Below are 25,311 nucleotides of genomic sequence, written 5' to 3' on the forward strand. Positions count from 1 at the left end.
GCCGGGGCAGCCCCGCGGGGGAGACTAGACCAGCGTGACGCCGGTGGCCTGGGGGCCCTTGGCGCCCTGGCCGATCTCGAACTGAACGCGCTGGTTCTCGTCGAGGGTCTTGAAGCCGCCGGTCTGGATCTCGGAGTAGTGAACGAAGACATCGCCATCGGAGTCGTCCGGGGTGATGAAGCCGAAGCCCTTTTCTGCGTTAAACCACTTGACGGTTCCCTGAGCCATTTAATTCTCCTCGTTGTCGAACTTTAAAAAGTCCGGCGCACTTTGCACCGGGCTTGGTCACTCTGCGAGAAGAACCTTGGCGTCCGCCCGGATGGACCGGGCTTTGGCGGCGGGAGCTTCACGCTCGCAACATGTCTTGCGAGCATGAAAAACACCTACACAAAGACTGGTACAAGAATTTCATGCCGTCACCGTCAGGTCAACGGAACCGACACAGAATTCCGGGAAATTTTAGCCAAAGGATCAACGAGCGGCGCTGCGGTGGCGAATGCCCCCGGCGGGCGGCCCGTGCGTGCCGCTGCAATGCAGGGCGTCAAGGCACGGAATTACTTTCCCGGCATTCGGACCCCGCGCAAGCGTCCCGCTATTAGAGCCACGCCTGAGGAACCGCATTCGGGATAACGGTCCGCATCCAATCAGGGCCTCAGAAGAGGCGGGACTCGCTGTCGTCCACGCCGCGCATGGCGTCGTAGTCCAGGGTGATGCAATCGATGCCGCGGTCGTTTGCCAGCACCTTTGCCTGCGGTTTGATCTGCTGGGCGGCGAAGATGCCGCGCACCGGCGCCAGCCGCGGGTCGCGGTTGAGCAGCTCCAGATAGCGGGTGAGCTGCTCGACGCCGTCGATGTCGCCGCGCCGCTTGAGCTCGATGGCGACGGTGCGGCCGCTGGCATCGCGGGCCAAAATGTCAACCGGGCCGATGGCGGTGAAGTACTCGCGCCGGATCAGCGAGAAGCCCTCGCCGAGGAGCTCAATCTGTTCCGCAAGGAGCCGCTGCAGATCCGCCTCGACGCCGTCCTTGATCAGTCCGGGGTCCAGGCCGAGTTCATGCGAGGTGTCGTGCAGCTGTTCGTGGATGTTGATGATCAGCCGGTCGTCGGTCTTCGCCGACTGCACAGTCCACTGCTCGACCACGCCGACCTCAACGTCGACCTCGTCGGGAGTGGAGACGCGCAGGCTGGCCGGCGGACTCATCCAGTTCAGCGGCTTGTAGGAGCCGCCGTCGGAATGGACCAGCACCGAGCCGTCGGCTTTGACGAGCAGCAGCCTGGTGGCGAGCGGAAGATGGGCTTTGAGCCGGCCGACGTAGTCGACAGAGCAACGGGCTATGACTAAACGCACCCGGTCAACACTACCGCCCCTGCACGCCGAATGCTGCGGCCTGGTGCATGCGCGTGACGCCGTCCGGGCTGGGGCAGAATGGAACCATGCCACGATCGAACCGTCCCCGCCGTGCGGCGTCGGGGAATACCGCCTCCGGACGGGCCGCCGGCCGCACCGGCGGAGGCAAGCACGTGGCGGGACCCGTGCCGGAACTGGACTTGGAGCGGGCCCGCACAGGAATCGCCCGGCGCGAAAGCGCGCCCGACGGCGAATGGATGGTCCGCTCGATCTCTGCCAGCCGGGCAGGCAAGACGTATGTCTGCCCGGGCTGCTTTACCGCCGTCCTGCCAGGCACGGCGCACCTGGTGGTCTGGTCCGAGGACCACATCTTCGGTCCGGCCGCCGGCCTTGCCGAGCGGCGCCACTGGCACTCCAACTGCTGGACCTCGCGCAGCTACCGGTACCGCTAGCGCGGGGTCGCTAAGCTGGAGGGCATGACTTTCGACCCGTCGTCCTACGTTTTCACCCAGCCGTCAGCGCCCACCGCCATCCGCGCCTCCACGGTGCTTCCGGCGCGCCGCGAAAATGTGGAACTCCGGACCGAGGACGGGCACAGGCTGGTCGGCGAGCTGGCACTGCCGGAGTCCGGGGAGATCTCGGCCACGCTGATTACACTGCATCCGCTGCCGACGCACGGCGGCTTCATGGACTCCCATGTTTTCCGCAAGGCTTCCTACCGGCTGCCCGCCCTCGCCGGCATGGCGGTGCTGCGCTTCAACACCCGGGGGACATCCTCGCCGCGCGGAACGAGCCAGGGCTCCTTTGAAGAGGGCATCGGCGAGCGGCTGGACGTGGAGGCAGCCGTACGGTTCGCCGTCGAGCGCGGCCTGCCCAACCGCTGGCTGGTCGGCTGGTCGTTCGGCACGGAGCTGGCGCTGATGTACGGGGCCACCGAGCCGGTCGCCTCCGAGGTGGAGGGCGCCATCCTGCTCTCGCCGCCGCTGCACCGCGCCACGGACGTGCACCTCAAGGAGTGGGCCGCCGCCGGCAAGCCGCTGAAGGTCCTCGTCCCCGAGCACGATGACTACCTGCAGCCGGAAGCCGCCGCCGAGCGCTTCCGCCTGGTGCCGCAGGCCGACGTCGTCGGTGTTGACGGTGCCAAGCACCTCTGGGTCGGTGAGAAGTACGCCGGGCGCGTGCTCAACGAGATCGTGGCGGAGGTCCTCCCGGGCGGCAGTGCGGCTGCGGCGCTGCCGGAAGAGTGGGACGGTCCGGTCGCGAGCGCGCACTCCTGAACGCTACATAAGCGGACAGCCGCTACGTGGATCCACGCAGCGGCTGTCAGAAATCGGTGCGGAAAGCGGCCTAGTGCTTGTCCTGCCGCAGGATGAAAATTTCCTTGACCAGCAGCATGACCGCCGCGGCCGTCGGGATGGCGATGAGGGCGCCGAGCACTCCGAGCAGGCTGCCTCCGGCGATGACCGAGATGACGGCGACGGCGCCGGGCACCGCGACGGCCTTCTGCATGATGCGCGGCGAGATGAAGTAGGCCTCGAACTGCAGGTAGGCGAAGTAGCAGATGGCAAAGACCAGGGCCGTCTGCCAGCCGGCGGTGAGAGAGATCAGGGTTACCAGGATGCCGGCGATCATGCCGCCGACCAGCGGGATGAAGGCGAGCAGGGCAACGACGAACGCCAGGGAGACGGCGAACGGGACTCCCGCGATCGACATCACGATGAAGGCATAGGTCGCGTTGAGCAGCGCGACGCAGACCTGGCCGATGACGTAGTTGCCCACCGACGAGGTGATCTCCTCGGACAGTGCTTCGACGCGGGCACGGCGCGACCGTGGCGCCAGGCGGTAGCCCCATTTCTTCATCGAGGGCATGGCGGAGAGGAAATACAGGCTCAGGACAAGCACAATCAGGGCGCCGAACAGGCCGTTGAACACGGTGGTGCCAAAGCCGACGACGCCGCCGAAGATGCCGCCCATGGCCTCGGGGTTGTTGACGAACTTCTCGAGTTCCTGGCTGATCCGGTCCCGCACGCCGAACTGGCTGTCCAGGGAGCGGAAGAAGTCGGAGTCGATGAAGTCCTGGATCCAGCGCGGTGCCTCCTGCACGATCTGCGTCACCTGCGCCACGATGGTGGGGATCACGGTGGCAAAGAACCCGGTGACGGCCAGGGCCAGGGTGGCGACGGACACCAGGATTCCGGCGGGCCGGGGCACCTTCTTGCCTTCGAGCCAGCGCACCACCGGGTCCAGGCCGAGGGCGATGAAGAGGGCCGTCACGATCCAGAGCAGCAACTGGGTTGTGTTCGAGCCGATCCAGTAGACCAGCAGCGCGGCGCCGACTCCCACCGTGCCCATGAAGCCGACATACAGCGGGTGCTGGGCGGACATCCGAGGCCCCGGCCGGCCGAAGGGGGCGTCGTCCTCATCGTCCGGGCCTGCCTGGAGTTCCACCTCGGGCTGGGCCGGCAGTTCCGGCGGCATCTCGAAGCGCAGCCGGGGCTGCGCGCCGGGCAGCGGTTGGCGCAGGCGCCGTGCCATCGACACCAGGAAGCCGGCGGCCGCGGCACGCGGAGTGTGCTGCTGCGGGGCCGCTTCAAGCGGGCCGCGTGACTGGCTGCCGGATTCTTGAGTGGCCGCGTGTCCTGAGGAGGACGAATCCGTGGGTTCAGTCACTGCGTCGAATGCCTTTTTTCTCTGGTTTTCCCCCGAAAACCCGCGGTCGCGGGCCGGTGTGACGATCACCGCAAACACTATCAGCAGCCCTGCTACCGGGCCGATCGGGGCAGCCGCAACCCGCCGGACGGGGGTTGACAAGGCGCCCGATCTGACTCACAGGTAACAAAACCGTTACCCTTTAAGCTACGTGTCCGCTGATGATAGGTAATATTTTGCGTTTCAAGACTGCAGTTGCGCTAGTGCTGCTCGGCCTCCTGACACTGCTGGCAGGTATTGGCCAGAAGACCTTCTGGGCTCCGCCGGAGACCGTGACCGCTGTCGCGCCCGGCGGCGGGACGGCCGCCCCCCTGACCGTCTTCGACCAGAAGCTTCGCACCCTGCATGGCGGCACGGTGAAGATCAAGGTCAAGGGCGAGGGCAGCTTCCTGCTGGCTGCCGGACGGCCGGACGACGTCGACGCCTGGGTCGGCAAGACAGCCCACAACACCGTTTCCGGTGTCTCGGAGGACCGCAAGGCACTTCAGCTTGACCACACCGACGGCGAAGCAACCGCTCCCTCGCCCGCGGGCTCTGACCTCTGGGTGACCACGGAGAACGCCAACGGGGAACTGAACTACTCCTGGAACCCGCCGGCTGACGGCGACTGGTCGCTGCTGCTGGCCTCCGACGGCACCAAGGCCGCCCCCTCGCAGGTCTCAATGACTTTCCCCAACGACACGTCCACCCCGTGGGCCATCCCGCTGATGGTGCTCGGAGCGCTGCTGATCCTGGCCGGCGCGGCCCTGGCCCTGCTCAAGCCCAGGAAGCGCAAGACCGGCGGCGACGACGCGGCAGGCACCGGTGGAACGCCGAAGGGCAGCCCGTTCGCCCGCCGCGCCCGCGACCAGGCGGCCAACCGGGCGCACGAGCGCAATGCCGGTGCCGGCACCGCCCTTGCTCCGAAGGGGAGCACGGCTGCCGGCAGCGTCGAAAGCAGGGTCGCCCCGTCGGCCCTCCGCCGTGGAACCGGCGCCGCCGTGGCGCTGCTGACCGCCGCCGCCGTCGCCGGAACCGGTGTTGCGGCGCAGGCCAGCCAGTCGCCGTCTCCGTCTCCTTCGCAGTCCGGGTCTTCGGCCCCGGCCGCGGACAAGGCAGCGGCCGCTCCGGTCCTGCTGGATGCCCAGTTCCGCCGCATCCTGGAACAGGTCGCCAGTGCTGTCGACGCCGGCGACGCGGCCAAGGACGCCGCCAAGCTGGCGCCGCGGGTGGGAGCGACCGAACTCGAGGTTCGCACGCAGAACTACAAGATCCGCTCGAAGGTGGGCAGCTATGAGCCCCGGATGCCGGTCCGTGCCACCAAGCTGCTGACCACCGTCGTCAGCAACGAGCGCGAGTGGCCGCGCTCCGTCATGGCCGTCACGCAGGGGGAAGGCAACGTCGTCCCGCAGCTGCTGACCCTCGTGCAGGCCTCGCCGCGGGAGAACTACAAGCTGGTCGGCGCGACACCGCTGCAGCCCGGCACCACCTTCCCCGGAATCACCCGGGGCGGTACCGAAACCCTGGCCGCCTCGGACAAGTCGGGGCTGTTGTACAGCGGTGAGGAAGCACTGGCAGGACTGGGCGACCGCCTGACCAAGTCAGACTCCGCCTTCAAGGACAAGCTCGCGGAGGGCCAGTCCTCGCCGTACATCGCGGACACCCTGGCCTACCAGAACGACGTCGTGAAGTCCGGCGCCAACGGCAACTTCACCTTCACCCACAAAGTGGCTCCGGAGAACACCGTGGTGTTCCGCACCTCCGACGGCGGCGCGCTGGTCCTTGGCCGGCTCAACTTCGCTTTCGACGGTACGCCCAAGAACGCCGGTGACAAGCTGACCATCGGCGACGACGCGGCAGCCCTGGCCGGCGGCAAGGAAACCAGCACCGGCATGGTCCTGAACTTCGCCGAATCCGTGGCCGTCTACGTGCCGCCCGCCGGGTCCAAGGATCCGATGAAGCTCGTGGCCGCCACCCGCGGTCTGGTCGGGGCCAGCTTCAAGTAGCCGGGCCCGCCGGCGCAACGCACGGTGCCCCGCGGACCGGGGTGCCGTGCGCTGCGCGGCCGTGGTGGTGTGTGGTGCGCAGCGCTGCGCGCGCCCTCTGCGTACCTTCGCGGGCGGTGCGCGGACGTAATGGTTAGAGTGGAGCCATGACTTCGCCAGCTTCCCGTCCGGTCCCGCCAGCTGCCGCCAACCCGCTGAACCTGCGGGGCGCCGTCGACCTCTCCGCGCTGAAACAGCGGCCCGCGCCGCCGGCAAGCGCCGGTGCCGGCCGCCCGCCGGCGCCCGGAACCGGAGCGGCGGGCGGGGCAGAGGACACCGGTTCCGCAGGGGCCCCGTTGCGCGTGGACGTCACCGAAGCCAACTTCCAGGAGCTCGTGGACCTCTCCGCCCAGGTCCCGGTGGTGATTGCGCTGTGGGCGGGCTACTCGCCGGGTTCCGCGCAGCTCGTCGATGTGCTGGAACAGATCGTGGACAGCTACGAGGGCCGGCTGGTCCTCGGAGCCGCCGACATCGAAGCCTTTCCGCAGCTCGCCCAGGCCTTCCAGGTCCAGGCCGTGCCCACCGCGGTCGCAGTGGTGAAGGGCCAGCCTGTCCCGCTGTTCCAGGGCGGCGCTGAAGAGCAGCAGGTGCGCAGCCTGTTCGAGGAACTCCTCAAGGTTGCCGCCGCCAACGGAGTGACCGGCCGGATCGGAGCCGGCGGCCCCGGCGCCGGGGAGCCCGAGGCGCCGCCGCTGCCGCCGCTGCACCAGAAGGCGTTTGATGCCATTGAAGCCGGCGACTACGCCGGCGCCGCAGCGGCCTACCGGCAGGCCCTGACCGAGATGCCGGCCGACGCCGAAGCCAAGGCCGGACTGGCGCAGGTGGAACTCATGGACCGCCTGCAGTCGCTGTCCGCCGCGGAATCCGACGCCGTCCGCGGCCGGGCCGCGGAGGAACCCGATGACCTGGAAGCGCAGCTCGCCGTTGCCGATCTGGACATCGCCGGCGGCCACGTCGAGGACGGGCTCGGCAGGATCGTCGCGTTCATCGGCCGGAACTTCGGACCGGAGCGCGAGACCGCCCGGGTGCGGCTGCTGGAGCTTTTCGACGTGGTCGGCCCGGCCGACGAACGCGTCGCCAAGGCCCGCCAGAACCTCGCACGGGTGCTGTTCTAGTGGGGCCGGCTCTGTTCACTCCGCTGGAGCTGCGCTCACTGCGGCTGGAGCACCGCGGCTGGGTCTCGCCGATGTGCCAGTACAGCTGCGAGCCCGACACCGCCGAAGGGGTGCCCACCGACTGGCACTTGATGCATCTGGGATCCTTCGCCACCGGCGGTGCGGCCCTGATCCTGACGGAGGCAGCCGCCGTCAACGCCGCCGGCCGGATCAGCCCCCGGGACGCCGGCCTCTACAACGACGCCCAGGCCGATGCCTGGCAGCGGATCGTCTCCTTCGTGCACCGCCACGGCTCCGCCGACGCCAAAATCGGCACCCAGCTCGCGCACGCTGGACGCAAGGCCTCGACCTACTGGCCGTTCTCCGGCAAGAGCGGCACCGTCCCGGCTTCCGAGGGCGGCTGGAGTACCGTGGGCCCAAGCACCCAAGCCTTCGACGGGTACGCCCCGCCCTCAGCGATGACGGCGGAGGAGATCGACGGCGTGATCGCCGACTTCGCTGCCGCCGCCAAACGCGCCGTCGCCGTCGGTTTTGACACGATTGAGCTGCACGGCGCGCACGGCTACCTGCTGCACCAGTTCCAAAGCCCGCTGATCAACGACCGCACGGACAGCTGGGGCGGGGACGAGGCCGGCCGCAACAAGCTGACCCTCGCCGTGGTGGATGCTGTCCGGGACGTCATCCCGGACTCGATGCCGCTGCTGCTCCGGATTTCCGCCTCCGACTGGGCCGAAGGCGGCATCGATGCCGACTCCTCGGTACGGCTGGCCCGGGCCGCGGCGGAGCACGGGGTGGACCTGGTCGACGTCTCCAGCGGCGGCGCCGTGGCGCACCAGTCGATCCCGGTCGGCCCCGGCTACCAGACCGGTTTCAGCGCCCGGATCCGGCGTGAAGCCGGCGTCAAGACCGGCACCGTGGGGCTACTGACTTCCGCCGGACAGGCCGAGCACGCGGTCGCAACCGGGCAGGCCGACGGCGTCTTCATCGCCCGCGCGGCACTCCGGGACCCGCACTGGTGGCTGCGGGCGGCCTTTGAACTGGGCCACGAACTGGCCTGGCCGCCGCAGTACGAACGGGCCATCCCGCGGCGCACCTTTTAGGCGCGCCGGCGGAGACGCCGGCCGGGACGCCGGCGGTTAGGCTAGCGACATGACCTTCGAGCAACCGCCCGTCCCGGCGCTGGCCCTGCGCGGCCTGGCGAAACGCTTCGGCGCGAAAATCGCCGTGGACGGCATCAGCCTGGACGTGCCGGCCGGCTCCTTTTACGGGATCGTCGGCCCCAACGGCGCAGGCAAGACCACCACGCTGTCGATGGCAACCGGCCTGCTGCGGCCGGACTTCGGCACCGCCCTGGTCCAGGGCGTGGACGTCTGGCAGCACCCGCTGGAGGCCAAGAAGCTGATGGGGGTGCTGCCGGACGGCGTCCGGCTCTTCGACCGGCTGACCGGGGAGCAACTGGTCAGCTACGCCGGGCTGCTGCGCGGCATGGACCGGCCGGTGGTGGCTGCCCGGGTTGCCGAGCTGCTTGCAGCCCTGGACCTCAGCGCCGACGCCGGCACCCTCGTGGTGGACTATTCCGCCGGCATGACCAAAAAAATTGCCCTTGCCTCGGCGCTGATCCACGCACCCCGGCTGCTGGTGCTGGATGAGCCGTTCGAATCGGTTGACCCGGTGTCCGCGGCCAACATCCGGGACATCCTGGACCGTTACGTCGCCTCCGGCGGCACCGTCATTGTGTCCAGCCACGTCATGGACCTGGTCCAGCGGATGTGCGACCACGTCGCCGTCGTCGCTAGCGGCCGGGTGCTGGCCGCCGGCACGGTCGAGGAGGTGCGCGCGGGCGCGTCGCTGGAGGACCGCTTCGTCCAGCTGGTGGGCGGCCGCAGCCACACGGAAGGCCTCGAGTGGTTGCGCACCTTCTGAGGCTCAAGCTCACGCTGCTGCGCAACGGCCTGCGCCGCAGCCCCTGGCAGCTGGTCGGGATCGTCATCGGCGGGCTCTACGCCCTCGGCATTGTCGCGGCGGGGGTCGCCGGGCTGCTGCTGTTGCGCCAGGCCGACGTCGACACTGCCCGGACGGTCGTTGTGCTCGGCGGCGCCGCCGCGGTCCTGGGCTGGGCAGTCATACCGGTTGTGGCCTCCGCGGCCGACCTCACGCTGGACCCTTCCCGGTTCACCACCTTCGCGGTGCCGATGCCGCAGTTGCTGACCGGGCTTGCCCTCGCCGGGCTGATCGGCATCCCGGGGGTGTCGACGGCCCTGGTGGCACTGGCTACCGTTGGCACCTGGTCGCGGGGACTCCTGGCCGCGTCCGGGGCCCTGGCCGGCGCGGTTCTGGGGGTGCTCACCTGCATTGTGATCGCCAAAGTGGTGACGGCCGGAACCGCAGGCCTGGCCAGTTCCCGGCGCTTCCGGGATCTCAGCGCCATCGCGTTCCTGGTCCCGCTGGTGCTGATGGGGCCGATCGTGGCCGGAGTCGCCCGCGGGATCGCCGGCAATGCCGGGTTCGTGGCTGAGCTGGCGCGGTTCCTGGAATGGACGCCCGCCGGGGCGGCCTGGTCCCTGGGTGGAGAACTCGCGGCAGGCCACTACGGCCCCGCGGCACTCAAGCTGGTGGTTGCGCTCGCCAGCCTGGCCGGGCTGGCGCTGTGCTGGAAGGTGCTGCTGCAGCGCGCGCTCGTCACTCCGCCCTACGCCGGCACGGCCAAGAAGAAATCCTCCGGCCTGGGCCTGTTCGGACTCGTTCCGGCGACCCCCACCGGGGCGATAGCGGCCCGGTCGCTGACCTACTGGTTCCGCGATCCGCGCTACGCCGGTGCCCTGGTGGTAGTGCCGCTGCTGCCGGTGCTGCTGCTCTTCCAAGCCAGCCAGTCCGGGTTTTACGGCATGCTGCAGTTCGTCGGACCGCTGACGGCGTTCCTGCTGGCCTGGTCCATCTCCTCGGACGTGTCGTACGACAGCACGGCCTTTGCCGTGCATGTCGCCGCGGGAGTGCGCGGCGTACATGACCGGCTGGGACGGGCGCTCGCCTGCCTGGCCTTTGCGTTGCCGGTGGTCCTTGTCTTCAGCGTCCTTCCGGCGTTCATCACCGGTGACTGGAGGTTCGTGCCGGGAGTCCTCGGCGTGGCGCTGGGCGTGCTGTTTACCGGGCTGGGCCTGTCCTCGGTGGTTTCGGCCCGCTACACCGTTCCGGTACCGCTGCCCGGCGACAGTCCCTTCAAGAAACCGCCGGGCAACGTGGCACAGACCCTCGCAGTGCAGTTCGGCGGCATGGCAGTACTGCTGGTCCTGGTCAGCCCGGAGCTGGCCCTCGTGGCGCTTCAGCTCGCCGGCGGCTCCGTGGTGCCGGGCTGGATCTGCCTGGCCCTTGGCCCGGTGCTGGGCATCGGGCTGTTTGCCGCCGGGGTCAGGCTGGGCGGCCGGTGGTTCGATGCCCGCACGCCGGAACTGCTCGCCCAGCTGGCCGTCAACCGCTGACCGGGTCTCAGGGCCCGGGCCGGGGCGCCCGGAGTGGGGTAGCCTGCCGTCAAGATATCCGGGCGGCCGGACCTAGGGACGTATGGACGTATGGACGGGGGCGGGAGCGTGGAAGTTGTCATCCTCCCCGGCGGGAAGCCGCTCGCCGTGCTCGCCGCCGATGCCGTCGAGGCGCTCCTGCGGCGAAAGCCCGACGCAGTCCTGGGCCTGGCGGCCGGATCCTCACCGCTGCCGGTCTATGACGAGCTGGCCCGGCGGCATGAGGCCGGCCTGGACTTCAGCCGTGCCCGGGCGTTCATCCTGGACGAGTACGTCGGGCTGCCTGCCGGGCATCCGCAGGCCTACCGCGAAGTTCTGCGGCGCGACTTCACCGGCAGGGTCAACATCAGCCCGGAAAACGTCCACGGACCCGACGGGCTGGCCGCGGACCTCCCCGCGGCCTGCCGCGCCTTCGAGGATGCCCTCCGCGCTGCCGGCGGGGTGGACCTGCAACTGCTCGGGCTCGGAACGGACGGCCACATCGGCTTCGATGAACCCGGCTCTTCGCTAGCGTCCCGCACGCGGATTAAGACGCTGCTGGAGCAGACCCGGCGGGACAACGCGCGCTTCTTCGGAGGTTTGGCGGAGGTGCCGCACCACGTCCTGACCCAGGGCCTGGGCACCATCCTTGAGGCCCGGCATGTGATCCTGCTCGCGGGAGGTGCCCTGAAGGCGCAGGCCGTCCGCGATCTTGTCGAAGGTCCGGTGGCGGCCATCTGCCCGGCGTCGATCCTGCAGTTCCACCCGCACGCCACGGTCCTGCTCGACGAGGCGGCCGCCTCCTCGCTGCGACTCGCCGACTATTACCGGCACAGCTATGACAACAAGCCGAAGTGGCAGGGCCTGTGACCGGCCCTCGCGATTCGATCTGTTCCAGCGGCTAAGATGGATCCCATGACCAGCATGACGACTCCGTTGGAAAACGACCCGATGCGCGAACTCTCCGGAGCCGGGACATCGACGGCTACCCATTGAGCGCGAGGAACTGCGCCAGGAAGTGGAACCGGGCGACCGGGAACGCTTCTCGCACTATGTGCGCAAGGAAAAGATCATGGAATCCGCGCTGTCGGGTGAACCCGTGATTGCCTTGTGCGGCAAGGTGTGGACGCCCGGCCGCGACCCGAAGAAGTTCCCGGTCTGCCCCGAGTGCAAAGAGGTCTACGAGGGCCTTCGGCCCGGCGGCGACGGCGGCGACTCCGGCAAGTAGTGCCGACGTGGCAGCTCCGGGGCGGTGCGCTCCGCTGCCGGCGCTGAGGTCCGCTTCATCCGAAAAAAGATTGGTGTTTTTGTGCTTATTGGGGTTTCTCCGGAACCGGCTGATGCGTGTGGACGGGGGCCTGCTAGGTGACAGAGACACTCTTCGGCGGACCCGTGCTGCCCCCCGCTTATCCCGAGCGGGCAGCCTGGGGAACCGCCCCGAAGCTCCGCGCCTGGCAGCAGGAAGCACTGGACAGCTATTTCAGCAGGCACCCCAAGGATTTCCTTGCGGTCGCCACCCCCGGCGCGGGCAAGACGACCTTCGCGCTCCGGGTCGCGTCCATGCTGATCGAGGCAGGCGCAGTGAACCGGGTGACCATCGTTGCGCCCACCGACCACCTCAAACGCCAGTGGGCCGACGCCGCGGCGAAGGTCGGCATCGCCATTGACCCGAACTTCAAGAACGCCGACGGCCAGCACGGCCGCGGCTTCATCGGCGTCGCCGTCACCTATGCGCAGGTCGCCAGCAAACCGATGCTGCACCGGGCGAAGACCGAAGCGGCACGCACGCTGGTCATCCTCGATGAGATCCACCACGGCGGCGAGGCGCTGTCCTGGGGCGACGGGCTGCGCGAGGCCTTCGAACCCGCCGCCCGCCGCCTCTCGCTGACGGGCACCCCGTTCCGGTCCGACACCTCGCCGATTCCGTTCGTCGAGTATGCCGAGGACCGGGACGGCATCCGCCGCTCCAAGGCCGACTATACCTACGGCTACGGCAAGGCCCTGCGTGACCATGTGGTCCGCCCAGTGATGTTTATGGCCTACTCCGGGCAGATGCGCTGGCGCACGAGTGCCGGCGATGAGATGGCCGCCTCGCTCGGCGAAGCCGCCGTCACCAAGGACGTCACCTCCCAGGCCTGGCGCACCGCGTTGAACCCAGCGGGCGAGTGGATCCCTGCCGTGCTGGCCGGAGCGGACAAGCGGCTCAGTGAGGTGCGGCGGACCGTGCCGGACGCCGGGGGACTGGTCATCGCCACCGACCACGACGACGCGCGGGCCTACGCCGGGCAGCTGAAGCGGATCACCGGCGAGTCACCCACCGTCATCCTCTCCGACGATGCGAAGGCCTCGAACAAGATCGAGGAGTTCTCCGCCGGCGACAAACGCTGGATGGTCGCGGTGCGGATGGTCTCCGAAGGCGTGGACGTTCCGCGGCTCTCAGTCGGCGTCTACGCGACCTCCACCTCCACGCCGTTGTTCTTCGCCCAGGCGGTGGGCCGCTTCGTGCGTGCCCGCAAGCGCGGCGAAACGGCGTCGGTGTTCCTGCCCTCCGTGCCGCAGCTGATGGCACTGGCGAACTCCATGGAGGCCGAGCGGGACCACGCGCTGGACCGGCCGGAAAAGGAGGACGCCGACGGGCTTTTCAACCCGGAGGATTCGCTGATGGACGAGGCGAACCGGGAGGAAAAGGCCTCGGATACCCTGATGAAGGGCAAGTTCGAGGCGCTGGATTCGCAGGCGTCCTTTGACCGGGTGCTGTTCGACGGCGGCGAGTTCGGCACCGGCGGCGAGGTGGGTTCCGAGGACGAGCTCGACTTCCTCGGCATCCCCGGCCTGCTCGACGCCGAGCAGGTGGGCACCCTGCTGCGCCAGCGCCAGCACGAACAGCTCAACCGCAAGAACAAGCGCAGCCCGCAGGGGGACGCTTCGCGGGCCGGAACCGTCGAGGCCGCACCGGCCGTGCCGGACCACCGGATGCTGATGGACCTGCGCACCGAGCTGGCCAAGAACGTCGCGGCCTGGTCCGCGCGGACCGGCACCCCGCACGGTGTCATCCACACCAAGCTGCGGACCGTCTGCGGCGGCCCCGCCGTGGCCCAGGCCAACGAGGAGCAGTTGCAGACGCGGCTCCGGAAGCTTCAGGACTGGTTTATCGGCCGGAAGTAACAGCTAACACGAAAAAGGGACCGGATGTGAACTGCACCCCGAAAGTTGGATTCGAATTTGAGAATCTGACTTTCGGAGGTGCAGTTCCTTTATGGCCCGGTATTCACGACACGGGGATGAGGTCCGCGGCCGTTTGGCCGAGTTGGTTGACCGGGGGTTCGGGCGCAGGTCGATCGCCAGGGAGCTGGGTCTGCCGGGCACGAGTGTTGAGAAGCTGGTGGGGCAGTATCGTCGTCAGGGAATCGAAGGGCTGGTTCCGATGGCGACGAAGAAGTTTTATCCCGCTGACCTGAAGCTTGAGGCCGTGCTCGCCTACCTTGGGGGCGCCACCCGGGAGCAGGTGATGGCACGCTTCGAAATCCGCCACCTCTCCCAGCTTGAGGACTGGCTGCGCCGATACCGGGAAAATGGCGCGGCCGGTCTGCAACCTCGGAAACGGGGACGGAAGCCGCGGGCCGCGCCGGCGGAAGAGTCCCTGGAGCAGAAGGTGCGGCGCCTCGAGATGGAGAACGCCACACTAAAAAAATTGCAGGCTCTGGCGGCGGAGGAACGACGACGCAACTCAAGGTAGCTGTCGTCGCGTCGCTGGAGCAGCGCTACCCGGCCAAGGACCTGCTCGGCTTCCTGGGTCTGCCGGCCAGCACCTACTACTACCACCGCTCCCGGGCCGGGAAACCGGACCGCTATGCCCGTGAGAGGGAACTCCTTGCCCGGGTCTTCACCGAGAACCGGAAAGCCTACGGATACCGCAGGGTCCGCATCGCGCTGGCCCGCGACCACGGCATCCGGCTCAGCGGCAAGACCGTGGCCGCACTGATGCGCCAGGAAGGCTGCATCTGCAGAATACGGCGCCGCAAGTACAACTCCCACCGCGGCGAAATCGGACACGTGGCACCCAACAGGCTGGCCCGGGACTTCCAGGCCGATGCCCCGCACCTGAAGTGGGTGACAGACGTGACCGAGTTCCGGGTCGCCGACCAGAAGATGTACCTGTCCCCGGTGCTGGACCTGTTCAACGGCGAGATCATCGCCCACGCCGTGCGCCCGAGTCCGGCCCTGCCCCTGGTGATGGACATGCTCACCGACGCCTTCAAAGTCCTGAAGCCCGGTGAGCATCCGGTCCTGCACTCGGACCAGGGCTGGCAATACCAGCACCGATCCTGGGTCAGCGCCCTCCAGGACCGAGGGCTCCACCAGTCCATGTCCCGCAAGGCCAACTGCTACGACAACGCAGCCATGGAAAGCTTCTTCGGTCACCTCAAGGAAGAGTTCTTCCACCACGACCGCTTCGACACGATCGAACAGTTCGAGCAGGGACTCAGCCAATACATCCACTGGTACAACCACACCCGCATCAAGGAAAAACTGAAGGGACTGAGCCCGGTGCAATACCGGACTCAGTCCCTTCACGTAGCCTAGAAGCACCGTTCAATAACGGCTCCAACTTTCGGGGAGCAGTTCAATGACCGGTCCCTTTTTCGTGGAGCTCGCCGGCGCTACTGGGCGGCACCGCAGGTCTGGGAGAACGTCTGACCGGCCGCGGTGTACTTGGCCTTCAGGTCCTCGAGCTTGGCCGAGTCCGGGTCCTTCTTGGCGGCCTCGTCGAGGTAGTCAACGATGGACCGCAGCGGATCCTGCAGCTCGTCGGAGGCGGTCGCCTGGATCGGCCGGATCTGGTTCGCCAGCCGGGTCATGCCGAACTTGTCCGAGCCGGACGTCGGCGACGCGGTGATGGTCTTGATCCGGGCGCAGGTCTCCTCGCTGGTCATCTTCGGGGCCGAGCAGGCAGCCGCGCCGAGCAGGGTCCCGGCGGCAAGCAGGACGGTCAGGGTCTTCTTCATGGTGGTGTACTCCGGGAATTTCTACGGGTCCAACGTTATTGTCAAGGGTTCCGAGTCTACTGTGCTGTCGGAGGCGGCGGCGCTCAGGCGAGATCGACGCCGCCGAACTCCATCTCGGCAAAGGCGTCATCAAGGTCCTCGGCGATGCCGACGGTGAGCGCCCGCGGCACGGTGACGGAGTAGCCGGCCTGGACCGCATCGAGGGCGGTCGCCTTCACGCAGTGGTCGGTGGCGATCCCCACGACAACCACCTCTTCGACGTCGTGGCTCTGCAGCCAGTCATCCAGGCCGATGGCGTCTTCGTCCGCCGCGGCGGCGCCGGCCCCGCCGCCCACCGGCAGCGAGCCGGGGGCACGGTCACCGGTGGGAACGGCATCGTCCGGGGCGAGCAGCCCCTCGAACCCGGAGTAGGCTGCGGTGAACTGGCCCTTGCGGAAGTAGGCCTGGATGTACTCGGTGTCCAGATCCGGGTGGAGTTCGGCTCCGCGGGTGCCGGCGACGCAGTGCGGCGGCCAGCTGTCGACGAAGTCCGGCTGGTCGGAGAAGTGCCCGCCCGGCTCGATGTGCCAGTCCTGGGTCGCCACGACGTGGTCGAACTGGCCGTGATGGGCATCAACGTATTCGCTGATTTCGGCTGCGAGGGCCGCTCCGCCCTCCACGGGGAGCGCCCCGCCTTCACAGAAATCGTTCTGCACGTCAACAATAATCAGAGCCCGGGACATTCAGTCCTCCTCATAGATGGTGGGGATGGCTGGTTCGCCGCGCTGGAGCCGGTTGACCACGGCCGGGAGTTCCTTCATGCTGTCCGCGTGCCGCTGCCGGGCACGCACCACACCCTCGGGGCCGGTCCAGCCGGGCAGCAGCTCGCCGTTCTTGATGAACTGCTGCAGCAGCTGACGGTCGTTGCCGTCGTCGTCCGGGCGGTGTCCGATCCCGATAATCTCCTGGCTGGCAGTGCCGCGCTCGTTGAGCCGCCGAAGCGCGTATTTGCGGCCGCCCTTGCTGGTTTTGTTCTTGGCCGCCTTGGCGACCGGAACGAAATTGCCGGCGTCGTCCGTGCGGCTGACCAGCTTGTAGACCATGCTGGCCGTGGGGGCGCCGGAGCCGGTGACCAGGGACGTGCCGACGCCGTAGGAGTCGACCGGGGCGGACTGCAGGGCGGCAATGGCGAACTCGTCCAGGTCCGAGGTCACGATGATGCGGGTGTTTTCGTTCCCCAGATCGTCGAGCAACTGCCGGACCCATTGCGCCTGCGCCACCAGGTCGCCGGAGTCCAGGCGCACTGCTCCCAGTTTGGCGCCGGCCAGCTCGACGGCGGTGCGGACGGCTGCCTCGACGTCGTATGTGTCCACCAGCAGTGCCGTGCCGGCGCCCATCGAGGCGATCTGCGCTTCGAAGGCCTCGCGTTCGGTGTCATGCAGCAGGGTGAAGGAGTGGGCAGCCGTGCCGACGGTCTTGATGCCGTAACGCCGGCCGGCCTCCAGGTTGGAGGTGCTGTCGAAGCCGGCGATCACGGCGGCGCGGGCGGCGGCGACGGCGGATTCCTCCTGGGTCCTGCGCGAGCCCATCTCGACGCAGGGCCGGGTGCCCGCCGCGGTGATCATGCGCGAAGCAGCGGACGCGATGGCGCTGTCGTGGTTGAGGATCGAGAGGATGTACGTCTCGAGGATGCACGCCTCGGCGAAAGTGGACTCGACGATCAGGATGGGGGAGTTGGGGAAGTAGGCCTCGCCTTCGGCGTAGCCCCAGATGTCACCCGAAAAGGAGAAGTTGGCAAGGTAGTCAAGAGTCTCTTCGTTGACCACTTTGGTGCGGCGCAGGAAGTCGATCTCTTCCTCGCCGAATCGGAAGTTGGCGATCCCTTCCAGCAGCCGGCCGGTGCCTGCGACGATGCCGTAGCGCCGGCCGTCCGGCAGCCGCCGGGCGAAGGCCTCGAACACCGACTTGCGGTGGGCTGCGCCGGAGTGCAGGGCAGCCTGCAGCATGGTCAGCTCGTAGTGGTCGGTGTACAAGGACGTGCGGGGATGGTCCCAGCCGGCTGAGGTGCTCACAAATTCACTCTAATCCCCATCGGCTCCCGCGTCTCGCTTCGCTTCGCCGTGGGGCCCTCGCCGGTGTGGACCCAGCCCCCCATAGAATGGACAGATGACCCTCAGCGTTGCGCTCGGCCCTGACACCCAGGAGAGCACCCAGACCGGAACAGCGGCGTCCACTGACGTCCTGACCGCCCCGGACATTCCCTGGAACCTCGTGATCTGGAATGATCCGGTGAACCTGATGAGCTATGTCAGCTACGTGTTCCGCAGCTACTTCGGCTACTCGGAAGCGAAAGCGAACAAGCTGATGCTGGAGGTCCATAAGAAGGGCCGCTCCATCGTCGCGCATGGCAGCAAGGAGCAGGTGGAGCAGCACGCGGTCGCGATGCACGGTTACGGTCTCTGGGCCACCGTGGAAAAGGCCACCGGCGACTCCGGCGGATCCGGCAAGGGCAAGGGAAAACGTGGCTAGGGCATTCAAGTACGGACTCAAGGGCATCACCGGTTACCTCGAGCCGGCCGAGCGGGAGCTGCTGCGGAACCTCTTTGACGACGTCATCTCCATGCTGGAGCCCGAGGAGCGGACCGGGCAGGACCCGCTGGCGGCGCTCGTAGGGCTGGACAGCGAGGCCCGGGAACCATCGGACCGCGCCCTCCGGCGGCTGCTGCCGAACGTCATGAAGGACGACGACGTCGCGTCCCTGGAGTTCCGCCGCTACACCGAGCGCTCGCTGCGGGAAAGCAAGATCGGGGCGTTGAAGGCCGCGGCGCTCGGCCTGGACAAGGAGGAACTGGTGCTGACCCCGGCGGACGCCCGGCACTGGTCCACCGCGCTCAACGACGTGCGGCTGGTGCTCGCGGAGCGCCTCGATATCCGGGACGACGCCGACGCCGAACACGTGCACCGGATGCAGGACTGGTCCCAGGCCGAGGACGTGGAAAGCTACCTGGCCCTGGTCTACAACTTCACCACCTGGCTGCAGGAATCTCTGGTCCAGGCGATGCTGGCCTCGCTCAAGGCGTAGGCGCCCGGCAGGTGACTGCTGGGGCTGGTGTGGGCGGTGTGAAGGGGACTGGACGTGCGCTTCCTTCCACTCGCCCGCGACAGCGTGTACACGGCCGAAGACGGGTGCAAGACCATCTACGGCAGTCGGCTGGTCAACGGCACGAGAGCTCACGGGAGCCGCGGAAGGCAGTATGAGCGAAGAACGCAGGCGGGAACTGGGGGAGACGGACGCCCCGGTGGAGCAGGAGCTCAAAGAATCGTTCGATAAGACGATCGGCGAGGGAGCGGAACGGCTTCACCGGACGATGCGCAACATCCTGGTCACCGGTGTGTTTGGCGGTTTCGAAGTCGGACTGGGAATCATGGCCTACCTCGCGGTGATGCACGAGACCGGAAACCATCTGCTGGCCGGGCTGGCCTTCAGCATCGGACTCATCGCCCTCCTCCTCGCGCACAGTGAGCTGTTCACTGAGAACTTCCTGATGCCGGTGGCCGCCGTCGTGGCGAAGGAAGGCAGCATCGGTCAGCTGGCGCGGCTCTGGGGAGGCACGCTCGTGGCGAACCTGGCCGGCGGCTGGGTCTTCGTCTGGATCGTGATGCAGGCGTTCCCGGAGTGGTCGGCAGTGGTGAGCGAGAGCGCCCACCACTACGTCGATGCTCCGTTCTCCCTGCAGACCGTGGCTTTGGCGGTACTCGGCGGCAGCACTATCACCCTGATGAGCCGGATGCAGCAGGGCACCGGCAACGATGTGGCCCGCATCGTCGCGACCATCATAGGCGGGTTCCTGCTGGCCGGGCTCCAGCTCTTCCACTCGATCCTGGACTCCTTGCTGATCTTCGCGGCCATCCACTCCGGCGCCGACATCACCTACGGGCAGTGGCTCGGCTGGTTCGGTTACACCCTGCTGTTCAACGTACTCGGCGGCCTGATTTTGGTCACCCTCCTGCGACTTGTCCGTACGAAGGAACTGATCGAAAAGCGCCGCACCCAGGCGCCGGCCGACCCCGACGCGCCCCACAACGCCTGAGCCGGTTCCCGGAGCTGCCTGACCGGGGCTGCCGGACGGCCCGCTACCCCTTCGGGACCTGCCCGTACCGGTACCAGATCACATCGTCGCCTGCCTCGTTCTTGTAGCTGAGCCGGGGATTGGCCAGCTGAGGGCCCTTGTAGACAAGATCACCGGTGGCGCACTGCCCACGCCGCAGCGTCGCTGGGCGCAACTGCCCGCTGCTGCTCACCAGCCTCGCCGTGCTGTACTGATCATCGAACATGGAGAAGTTCTCCGGCGATACGCTGCGCTGGGTTTCCGGCGGCAGCTTGCCGGCCCTCGTGTCGTTGCCGGCGCAGAAGTCGACGTGGACGGTGACCGTGTATTCCGGGTCGGCAGGATTCGGTCCGGCAATTTCGAACGCGGAAGCGGTGATCCTGGTGCCGTTGCCGAGCTCAGCGGTGTCGGTCACGGCCAGCCGGCCGGTCACACTCGCGGCGGCACTGTTCTGCAGCCCGATCATCACCGCGATGAAGACACCGAATCCCGCGGCGACGGTTTTGAGGCTGAGGGAAGTCGTCCTGGCGCGTTTCGCCCAGCGCTCCATTTCGCCGCGGTCCTGGCTGGTCCTATGCGTGAGCCTCGGCACCCCCTTCAGGCGTTGCCCGAGAAGCTCCTGCAGCGCGCGACGGCGGGGGAACAGCAGAGGGTGGAACGATACTGTCCGGAACTGGTCATCCAGGATCGACACAGTGCCGGACTGATCCTCAAGGACTGCGAGCGCGCGCGTGGTGTCCACCCCGGCCTGCCAGGAGACCGGGGCACGCACGGCGGACATGACCCCGGCGAAGATGGCGTTCTCTCCGACGACCAGCCGGTTCGCGGCGGTGGCCGGTGTGGGACCCGGCCGGCCGCTGGTCCATGTCTTGAAGGTGCGCCCGCGGCCAGGATGCTTCGGTGGCTTGGACCGTAGTGAAACCTGCGGCGCCCGGGTTGTGCCGGCGGCCGGGTCCCCGGCCGGATCCGCGGTGTCCCCGGCTTCCGGGAGGACACGCGGAACGGCGAGGTGGAGGCTTTCCGCTGCCCCGACGACGGCCTGCATCACGTCTCTGCTGCTGACCGCAGGGTCAGCGCCGAGGTCAAAAATCTGTCGTTCGCGTTCGAGCCGCGCCTGGGATGGAATCACGCTCACCATCGCTTCGTCCACCCATGGTTCCGGGACCAGGGCCAGGGTCCTGCTGAACGTCTCCAGCAGCGGACGCAACGCCTCCTCGCCGAGTACGGGGTCGCCGACCAGGACAAGGCAGTGGTCCGGCCCCATGCCGGTCAGCTCGGCGTGGATTCCGGTGTGGCCGGCGAGGGTTTGCTCGGCCGCCGCTGCCAGCTGCCGGTGCAGCACCCGCGCCGCCGCGAGGCCGGCGGCCGACCTTGGCACCAGCACGGACGCCAGCGCGGCGGTGGGGGCCGGCGGACCCAGCTGCTCTGCCGGAGATTCCGGTACTTCGGGATCCGGATCCACCGCCGCATGGCCGGTGCGGGTCCCGTCCGCCCAGCGGGTCCCGGCGCCGGAGCCGCGCAGGAAATCCTGCACCGGAAACCCCGTTCCAATCAACGAAGCTTCCGAAGCGAAGAACACGGCCCGGAACCGCCCGCTGCCGGGGTGGAGCTGCGGCAAGAGGGTGCGGGCCAGCTCGTGGACGCTGGCGGCGGCCACCCCCTGGGGACCCGCAAGCGCCGCCGCGTTGTGTCCGGTACGGCGAACGAGATCGGTGCGCCAGACCGGTGCGTCCGTGCGCAGCGGCAGCAGATCGTCGGCAATGATGTCGGGAGTAAACAGCGTCGGCAACCTGCTCCAGGCCGACGCCACTGTCTCCCGGCTCCCGCGCACCAGGAGGGTGGAAGTGTCCGTCGATACTTCTGCCAGGGCCTCGGCAAGAGCGGCCCCTCCCGTCGCGAGTTCCACGGGCCGGGCCAGCTCCGCCCTGAGGGCGGCCAGGGCGGTCGACAGTGCACCGGTATGTTCCACCGGTTCGTCCAACAGGCCGACGCCGAACGTGACGCCGATCGACGCTGTGGCGCCGCCGTCGTCGACCAGCTGCCAGTTCTGTCCCACCCACGAAGCCATACATCCCCCACCGTCGGCCGGACCGCCCGAGACGCGGATCCGGAAGCAACACAACAGGAGAAACATACCCTTCGGCCTGCTGAACAGTGCCGTGTGTGACCCATCAGACACGAGTTGCCGGACACAATGTCATGGTCGTGTCTTCTGCGAAGCCCTATCCTCGAATAATCATGACTTCAGCATCGAGCACGGATCCGGCGGCCCAGGCTGCGGCGGAGACCGCAGCGGGCAGCACCGGTAATTCCCGGCCGGGGGAGCGCCCGATCGGCGTTTTCGATTCCGGCGTCGGTGGCCTCACCGTGGCGAGGTCGATCATCGACCAGCTCCCCAACGAGTCCATCCTTTATGTCGGCGACACCGCGCACGGGCCCTACGGGCCGCTGCCCATCGCCGAGGTCCGTGCCAACGCCCTGGGCGTGATGGACGAGCTGGTGGACTCCGGCGTCAAACTGCTCACCATTGCCTGCAACTCCGCCTCCGCCGCCGTGCTCCGCGACGCCCGGGAACGCTATACCGCGCGGTACGGCATTCCCGTGATCGAAGTGATCCAGCCCGCCGTGCGGCGGGCAGTTTCTGCCACCCGCAACGGACGGATCGGCGTCATCGGCACGTCGGCCACCGTCGGCTCGCGCGCCTATGAGGACACCTTCGCGGCGGCCCCGGACCTGGAGATCACCTCGGTGGCCTGCCCCGCCTTCGTCCCGTACGTCGAGGCCGGTATCACCACTGGACCGGAACTGCTCGCCGTCGCCCGCGAATACCTGGCACCCCTGATCGCCGCCGGGGTGGACACCGTCGTGCTCGGCTGCACCCACTACCCGCTGCTCACCGGGGTGCTTTCCTTCGTCCTCGGCGAAAACGTCACGCTGGTGTCCAGTGCGGAGGAGACCGCCAAGGACGTCTACCGTGCCCTGGCGTCGCGCGGGCTGGAACGTACCGGCACGTCCGCCCCGGAACACAACTTCATCGCCACCGGCGACGCCGCCCAGTTCGAGCACCTGGCCCGCCGCTTCCTCGGCCCGGAGGTACTCAGCGTCCGGCACGTCGACCACGTCGCGGCCCAGTACCCGACCGGCAGCCTCGCCCGCATCACCCCGGAAATGATTGCTGCCGCGCAGGCAGCCGCGGGCCGGCCGCGGATCTCCAACTTCGTCTCCGCAACCGTCCCTATGACCGGCCTGCGGGGGTCCGGTCTGTGAAACTGACCATCGTGGGGTGCACCGGATCGTTTCCGGGGCCCGGATCGCCGGCGTCGTGCTACCTGTTGACCGCGCACGACGGCGAGCGGAGCTGGAAGATCGTGCTGGACCTGGGCAGCGGGGCGCTGGGGGCGATCCAGCGCTACACCGACCTTGAGGATATCGACGCGATCTTCCTCACCCACCTGCACCCGGATCACTGCATGGACCTGTGCGGGCTCCACGTCGCGGTGCGCTGGAAGCCGGGCGGCTGGGACCGCGGCCGGATCCCGGTCTGGGGGCCGGCCGCAACCGCTGACCGGATGGCGACCGCCTACGGCCTGGACCTGGATCCGGGCATGCACGAGGAGTTTGACTTCAGCAACTGGTCCGAGCGCAAGCCCGTAACCCTGGGACCCTTCACCGTCACCCCTTATGCGGTAAACCACCCCGTCGAGGAGGCCTACGCGCTGCGGGTGGAGGTGACGGAGCCGGACAAGGACGGCATTCCGGTGACCCGGGTGCTGAGCTATTCGGGGGACACGGACTCCTGCAGCGGCCTGGAGGACGCAGCCCGGGACGCGGACCTGTTCCTCTGCGAGGCTGCCTTCGAGGAAGGCCGGGACGATGCGGTCAAGGATGTCCACCTGACCGGCAAACGGGCCGGTGAGGCGGCTGTTGCCGCCGGGGCCCGGCGGCTGCTGCTGACCCACATCCCGGTCTGGACGTCCCATACCAAGGTGACGGCTGAGGCCAAGGAGGTCTTCGGCCAGCACGTGGCCGTGGCCGTCGCAGGGGTCCACTACACCGTCTGAGGGACGAAGCGCCGCGCCAAGTCGATAAGCTAGAACGCATGACTTCCGAAGCACTGACTGCCCCCGTTCTCCGCGCCGACGGCCGAACCCCGGACCAGCTCCGCCCGATCAGCATCACCCGCGGCTGGTCCAAGCAGGCCGAAGGTTCGGCTCTGATCGAGTTCGGCAACACCCGGGTGCTGTGCACCGCGTCGCTGACCGAGGGCGTGCCGCGCTGGCTCAAGGGCGAGGGCCGCGGCTGGGTCACCGCCGAATACGCCATGCTGCCGCGCGCCACCAACACCCGTTCGGCGCGCGAATCCGTGAAAGGAAAGATCGGCGGCCGCACGCACGAAATTTCCCGCCTGATCGGCCGCTCGCTGCGCTCCATCATCGACACCAAGGCGCTGGGCGAAAACACCATAGTGCTGGACTGCGATGTCCTGCAGGCCGACGGCGGCACCCGCACCGCCGCGATCACCGGCGCCTATGTCGCGCTCGCCGAGGCCATCCGCTTCGCCCGGGACAACAAGCTGATCGCCCGCAACGCCCAGCCGCTGGTGGACACCATCGCGGCTGTTTCCGTCGGCATCATCGACGGCGTGCCGATGCTGGACCTGCCGTACATCGAGGACGTGCGCGCCGAGACCGACATGAACGTCGTCGTCACCGGCTCCGGCAAGTTCGTTGAAGTCCAGGGCACCGCCGAGGGAGCCCCGTTCGACCGCGACGAGCTCAACAAGCTGCTGGATCTGGCGCTGCTGGGCACCGAACAGCTCGCCGCCATCCAGCGCGAAACCCTGGCCGAAGCCCCGTGAGCGGCACTGCGGCAGCGGACCGGCCGGACCGGCCGGTCCTGGTGCTCGCGACCCACAACCAGGGCAAGCTGAGGGAACTGCGCGAACTGCTGCGCGGGCAGCTGCCCGGCCTCGACGTCGACACGCAGGTAGTGGACGCCGGCGCCGTCGGGGCCCCCGACGTCGTCGAAACAGGGGTGACCTTTGCCGAGAACTCCCTGCTGAAGGCGCGGGCGGTGTCCGAAGCCACCGGCCTGGTCGCGATCGCCGACGACTCCGGCCTGGCCGTGGACGTCCTGGGCGGTGCGCCGGGCATCTTCTCGGCGCGCTGGGCCGGACGGCACGGCGACGACGCTGCCAACCTGGAGCTGCTGCTGAACCAGCTCTCCGACGTGCCGGACGGGTACCGCGGGGCGGCGTTCGTCTGCGCCGCGGCGCTGGCGGTACCGGGGCAGGCGGGTGAAGAGGCCCGCGAGGTCGTGGAGTACGGCCAGCTGGAGGGAACGCTGCTGCGCGAGCCGCGCGGCGCCGGCGGCTTCGGCTACGACCCGGTGCTGCAGCCCAGCGGCCTGGACCGCAGCTGCGCCGAACTCAGCGCGGAGGAGAAGAACGCCATCAGCCACCGCGGCCACGCCTTCCGGGCGCTGCTCCCGGCGATCGTGGAAGCGCTGGCGGGGAGGTAGCCTGCCG

General features: G+C 68.3%; 25 protein-coding genes and 1 pseudogene. 19 read left to right on the forward strand and 7 right to left on the reverse strand.

What is annotated here, in order from left to right; genetic code table 11:
* Positions 1-24 precede the first annotated feature (24 nt).
* Positions 25-228: a cold-shock protein gene (locus tag QFZ61_RS09305; protein ID WP_011692441.1), complete on the reverse strand. Its 204-nt coding sequence runs from the start codon at positions 226-228 to the stop codon at positions 25-27.
* Between the two features lie 424 nt (positions 229-652).
* Complete coding sequence (nucS, locus tag QFZ61_RS09310; RefSeq protein ID WP_307035381.1) at positions 653-1,348, reverse strand: endonuclease NucS; 696 nt, start codon at positions 1,346-1,348, stop codon at positions 653-655.
* 86 nt (positions 1,349-1,434) lie between these two features.
* On the opposite strand from nucS, the gene QFZ61_RS09315 reads away from it, so the two are divergent.
* Entirely contained in the window at positions 1,435-1,800 is a 366-nt protein-coding gene (locus QFZ61_RS09315) for an ATP/GTP-binding protein (protein WP_307035383.1), read from the forward strand.
* A 24-nt stretch (positions 1,801-1,824) separates the two neighbouring features.
* Positions 1,825-2,625 (forward strand): alpha/beta hydrolase, encoded by an 801-nt coding sequence (locus QFZ61_RS09320; protein ID WP_307035385.1) that lies wholly within the window; start codon positions 1,825-1,827, stop codon positions 2,623-2,625.
* A 70-nt stretch (positions 2,626-2,695) separates the two neighbouring features.
* Here QFZ61_RS09320 and QFZ61_RS09325 read toward each other — a convergent pair whose 3' ends face one another.
* A complete protein-coding gene (locus QFZ61_RS09325) occupies positions 2,696-4,018 on the reverse strand; it encodes an AI-2E family transporter (RefSeq protein WP_373427146.1) in 1,323 nt (440 codons plus the stop codon).
* Between the two features lie 200 nt (positions 4,019-4,218).
* Between QFZ61_RS09325 and QFZ61_RS09330 the strand changes: the two genes are divergently transcribed.
* The 10 genes and pseudogenes from QFZ61_RS09330 to QFZ61_RS09375 all read left to right on the forward strand — a co-directional run bounded on the left by QFZ61_RS09330 (position 4,219) and on the right by QFZ61_RS09375 (position 15,274).
* Complete coding sequence (locus QFZ61_RS09330; protein WP_307035387.1) at positions 4,219-6,042, forward strand: hypothetical protein; 1,824 nt, start codon at positions 4,219-4,221, stop codon at positions 6,040-6,042.
* A gap of 146 nt (positions 6,043-6,188) precedes the next feature.
* Positions 6,189-7,196, forward strand: a complete 1,008-nt coding sequence (locus QFZ61_RS09335; protein WP_307035389.1) for a tetratricopeptide repeat protein — start codon at positions 6,189-6,191, stop codon at positions 7,194-7,196.
* Positions 7,196-8,296 (forward strand): NADH:flavin oxidoreductase/NADH oxidase, encoded by a 1,101-nt coding sequence (locus QFZ61_RS09340; RefSeq protein WP_307035391.1) that lies wholly within the window; start codon positions 7,196-7,198, stop codon positions 8,294-8,296. Before QFZ61_RS09335 ends, QFZ61_RS09340 begins: the two co-directional genes overlap by 1 nt.
* A gap of 49 nt (positions 8,297-8,345) precedes the next feature.
* Complete coding sequence (locus QFZ61_RS09345) at positions 8,346-9,119, forward strand: ABC transporter ATP-binding protein (RefSeq protein ID WP_307035393.1); 774 nt, start codon at positions 8,346-8,348, stop codon at positions 9,117-9,119.
* On the forward strand, positions 9,101-10,672 hold the full coding sequence (locus QFZ61_RS09350) for a transporter (RefSeq protein ID WP_307035395.1): 1,572 nt from the start codon (positions 9,101-9,103) through the stop codon (positions 10,670-10,672). The genes QFZ61_RS09345 and QFZ61_RS09350 overlap by 19 nt, the downstream gene beginning before the upstream one ends.
* A gap of 108 nt (positions 10,673-10,780) precedes the next feature.
* Positions 10,781-11,560, forward strand: coding sequence for a glucosamine-6-phosphate deaminase (nagB, locus tag QFZ61_RS09355; RefSeq protein WP_307035397.1), 780 nt, complete (start codon positions 10,781-10,783; stop codon positions 11,558-11,560).
* Positions 11,561-11,605: 45 nt separating this feature from the next.
* A pseudogene (locus tag QFZ61_RS09360) lies at positions 11,606-11,918 on the forward strand (DUF3039 domain-containing protein).
* A 137-nt stretch (positions 11,919-12,055) separates the two neighbouring features.
* Positions 12,056-13,855, forward strand: coding sequence for a DEAD/DEAH box helicase (locus QFZ61_RS09365; protein WP_307035399.1), 1,800 nt, complete (start codon positions 12,056-12,058; stop codon positions 13,853-13,855).
* A gap of 91 nt (positions 13,856-13,946) precedes the next feature.
* The gene (locus tag QFZ61_RS09370) at positions 13,947-14,426 is read left to right on the forward strand and encodes a helix-turn-helix domain-containing protein (protein WP_307035401.1); all 480 of its coding nucleotides are present in this window, start codon (positions 13,947-13,949) and stop codon (positions 14,424-14,426) included.
* A gap of 14 nt (positions 14,427-14,440) precedes the next feature.
* Positions 14,441-15,274 (forward strand): IS3 family transposase, encoded by an 834-nt coding sequence (locus tag QFZ61_RS09375; protein WP_307038100.1) that lies wholly within the window; start codon positions 14,441-14,443, stop codon positions 15,272-15,274.
* A gap of 77 nt (positions 15,275-15,351) precedes the next feature.
* On the opposite strand, the gene QFZ61_RS09380 is transcribed toward QFZ61_RS09375, so the two are convergent.
* The 3 genes from QFZ61_RS09380 to QFZ61_RS09390 all read right to left on the reverse strand — a co-directional run bounded on the left by QFZ61_RS09380 (position 15,352) and on the right by QFZ61_RS09390 (position 17,747).
* On the reverse strand, positions 15,352-15,696 hold the full coding sequence (locus tag QFZ61_RS09380) for a hypothetical protein (RefSeq protein WP_307035403.1): 345 nt from the start codon (positions 15,694-15,696) through the stop codon (positions 15,352-15,354).
* Between the two features lie 83 nt (positions 15,697-15,779).
* Positions 15,780-16,418 carry an isochorismatase family protein gene (locus QFZ61_RS09385; protein WP_307035405.1) on the reverse strand — a complete coding sequence of 213 codons (639 nt, stop codon included), beginning with the start codon at positions 16,416-16,418 and terminating at the stop codon, positions 15,780-15,782.
* Complete coding sequence (locus QFZ61_RS09390) at positions 16,419-17,747, reverse strand: nicotinate phosphoribosyltransferase (protein ID WP_307035407.1); 1,329 nt, start codon at positions 17,745-17,747, stop codon at positions 16,419-16,421. It abuts the gene before it with no gap.
* Positions 17,748-17,841: 94 nt separating this feature from the next.
* Here QFZ61_RS09390 and clpS point away from each other — a divergent pair, with 94 nt between their 5' ends.
* From clpS to QFZ61_RS09405, 3 genes are all read left to right on the forward strand, one after another.
* The gene (gene clpS / locus QFZ61_RS09395) at positions 17,842-18,204 is read left to right on the forward strand and encodes an ATP-dependent Clp protease adapter ClpS (RefSeq protein WP_307035409.1); all 363 of its coding nucleotides are present in this window, start codon (positions 17,842-17,844) and stop codon (positions 18,202-18,204) included.
* Positions 18,197-18,757, forward strand: coding sequence for a DUF2017 domain-containing protein (locus QFZ61_RS09400; RefSeq protein ID WP_307035411.1), 561 nt, complete (start codon positions 18,197-18,199; stop codon positions 18,755-18,757). The genes clpS and QFZ61_RS09400 overlap by 8 nt, the downstream gene beginning before the upstream one ends.
* A gap of 172 nt (positions 18,758-18,929) precedes the next feature.
* Entirely contained in the window at positions 18,930-19,766 is an 837-nt protein-coding gene (locus QFZ61_RS09405) for a formate/nitrite transporter family protein (RefSeq protein WP_307035414.1), read from the forward strand.
* Positions 19,767-19,809: 43 nt separating this feature from the next.
* Here the strand turns inward: QFZ61_RS09405 and QFZ61_RS09410 are convergent, their stop codons facing one another.
* Positions 19,810-21,852, reverse strand: a complete 2,043-nt coding sequence (locus QFZ61_RS09410) for a hypothetical protein (RefSeq protein ID WP_307035416.1) — start codon at positions 21,850-21,852, stop codon at positions 19,810-19,812.
* 170 nt (positions 21,853-22,022) lie between these two features.
* Between QFZ61_RS09410 and murI the strand changes: the two genes are divergently transcribed.
* The 4 genes from murI to rdgB are packed head-to-tail and all read left to right on the forward strand — an operon-like array spanning position 22,023 to position 25,304.
* Positions 22,023-23,051: a glutamate racemase gene (gene murI, locus QFZ61_RS09415; protein ID WP_307035418.1), complete on the forward strand. Its 1,029-nt coding sequence runs from the start codon at positions 22,023-22,025 to the stop codon at positions 23,049-23,051.
* The gene (locus QFZ61_RS09420) at positions 23,048-23,845 is read left to right on the forward strand and encodes an MBL fold metallo-hydrolase (RefSeq protein WP_307035420.1); all 798 of its coding nucleotides are present in this window, start codon (positions 23,048-23,050) and stop codon (positions 23,843-23,845) included. Before murI ends, QFZ61_RS09420 begins: the two co-directional genes overlap by 4 nt.
* A gap of 38 nt (positions 23,846-23,883) precedes the next feature.
* Positions 23,884-24,642 (forward strand): ribonuclease PH, encoded by a 759-nt coding sequence (rph, locus tag QFZ61_RS09425; protein ID WP_307035422.1) that lies wholly within the window; start codon positions 23,884-23,886, stop codon positions 24,640-24,642.
* Positions 24,639-25,304 (forward strand): RdgB/HAM1 family non-canonical purine NTP pyrophosphatase, encoded by a 666-nt coding sequence (rdgB, locus tag QFZ61_RS09430; protein ID WP_307035424.1) that lies wholly within the window; start codon positions 24,639-24,641, stop codon positions 25,302-25,304. Before rph ends, rdgB begins: the two co-directional genes overlap by 4 nt.
* The last annotated feature ends 7 nt before the right edge of the window (positions 25,305-25,311 follow it).

Origin of the sequence: Arthrobacter sp. B3I4 (assembly GCF_030816855.1) — a bacterium.
Lineage (GTDB): Bacteria > Actinomycetota > Actinomycetes > Actinomycetales > Micrococcaceae > Arthrobacter.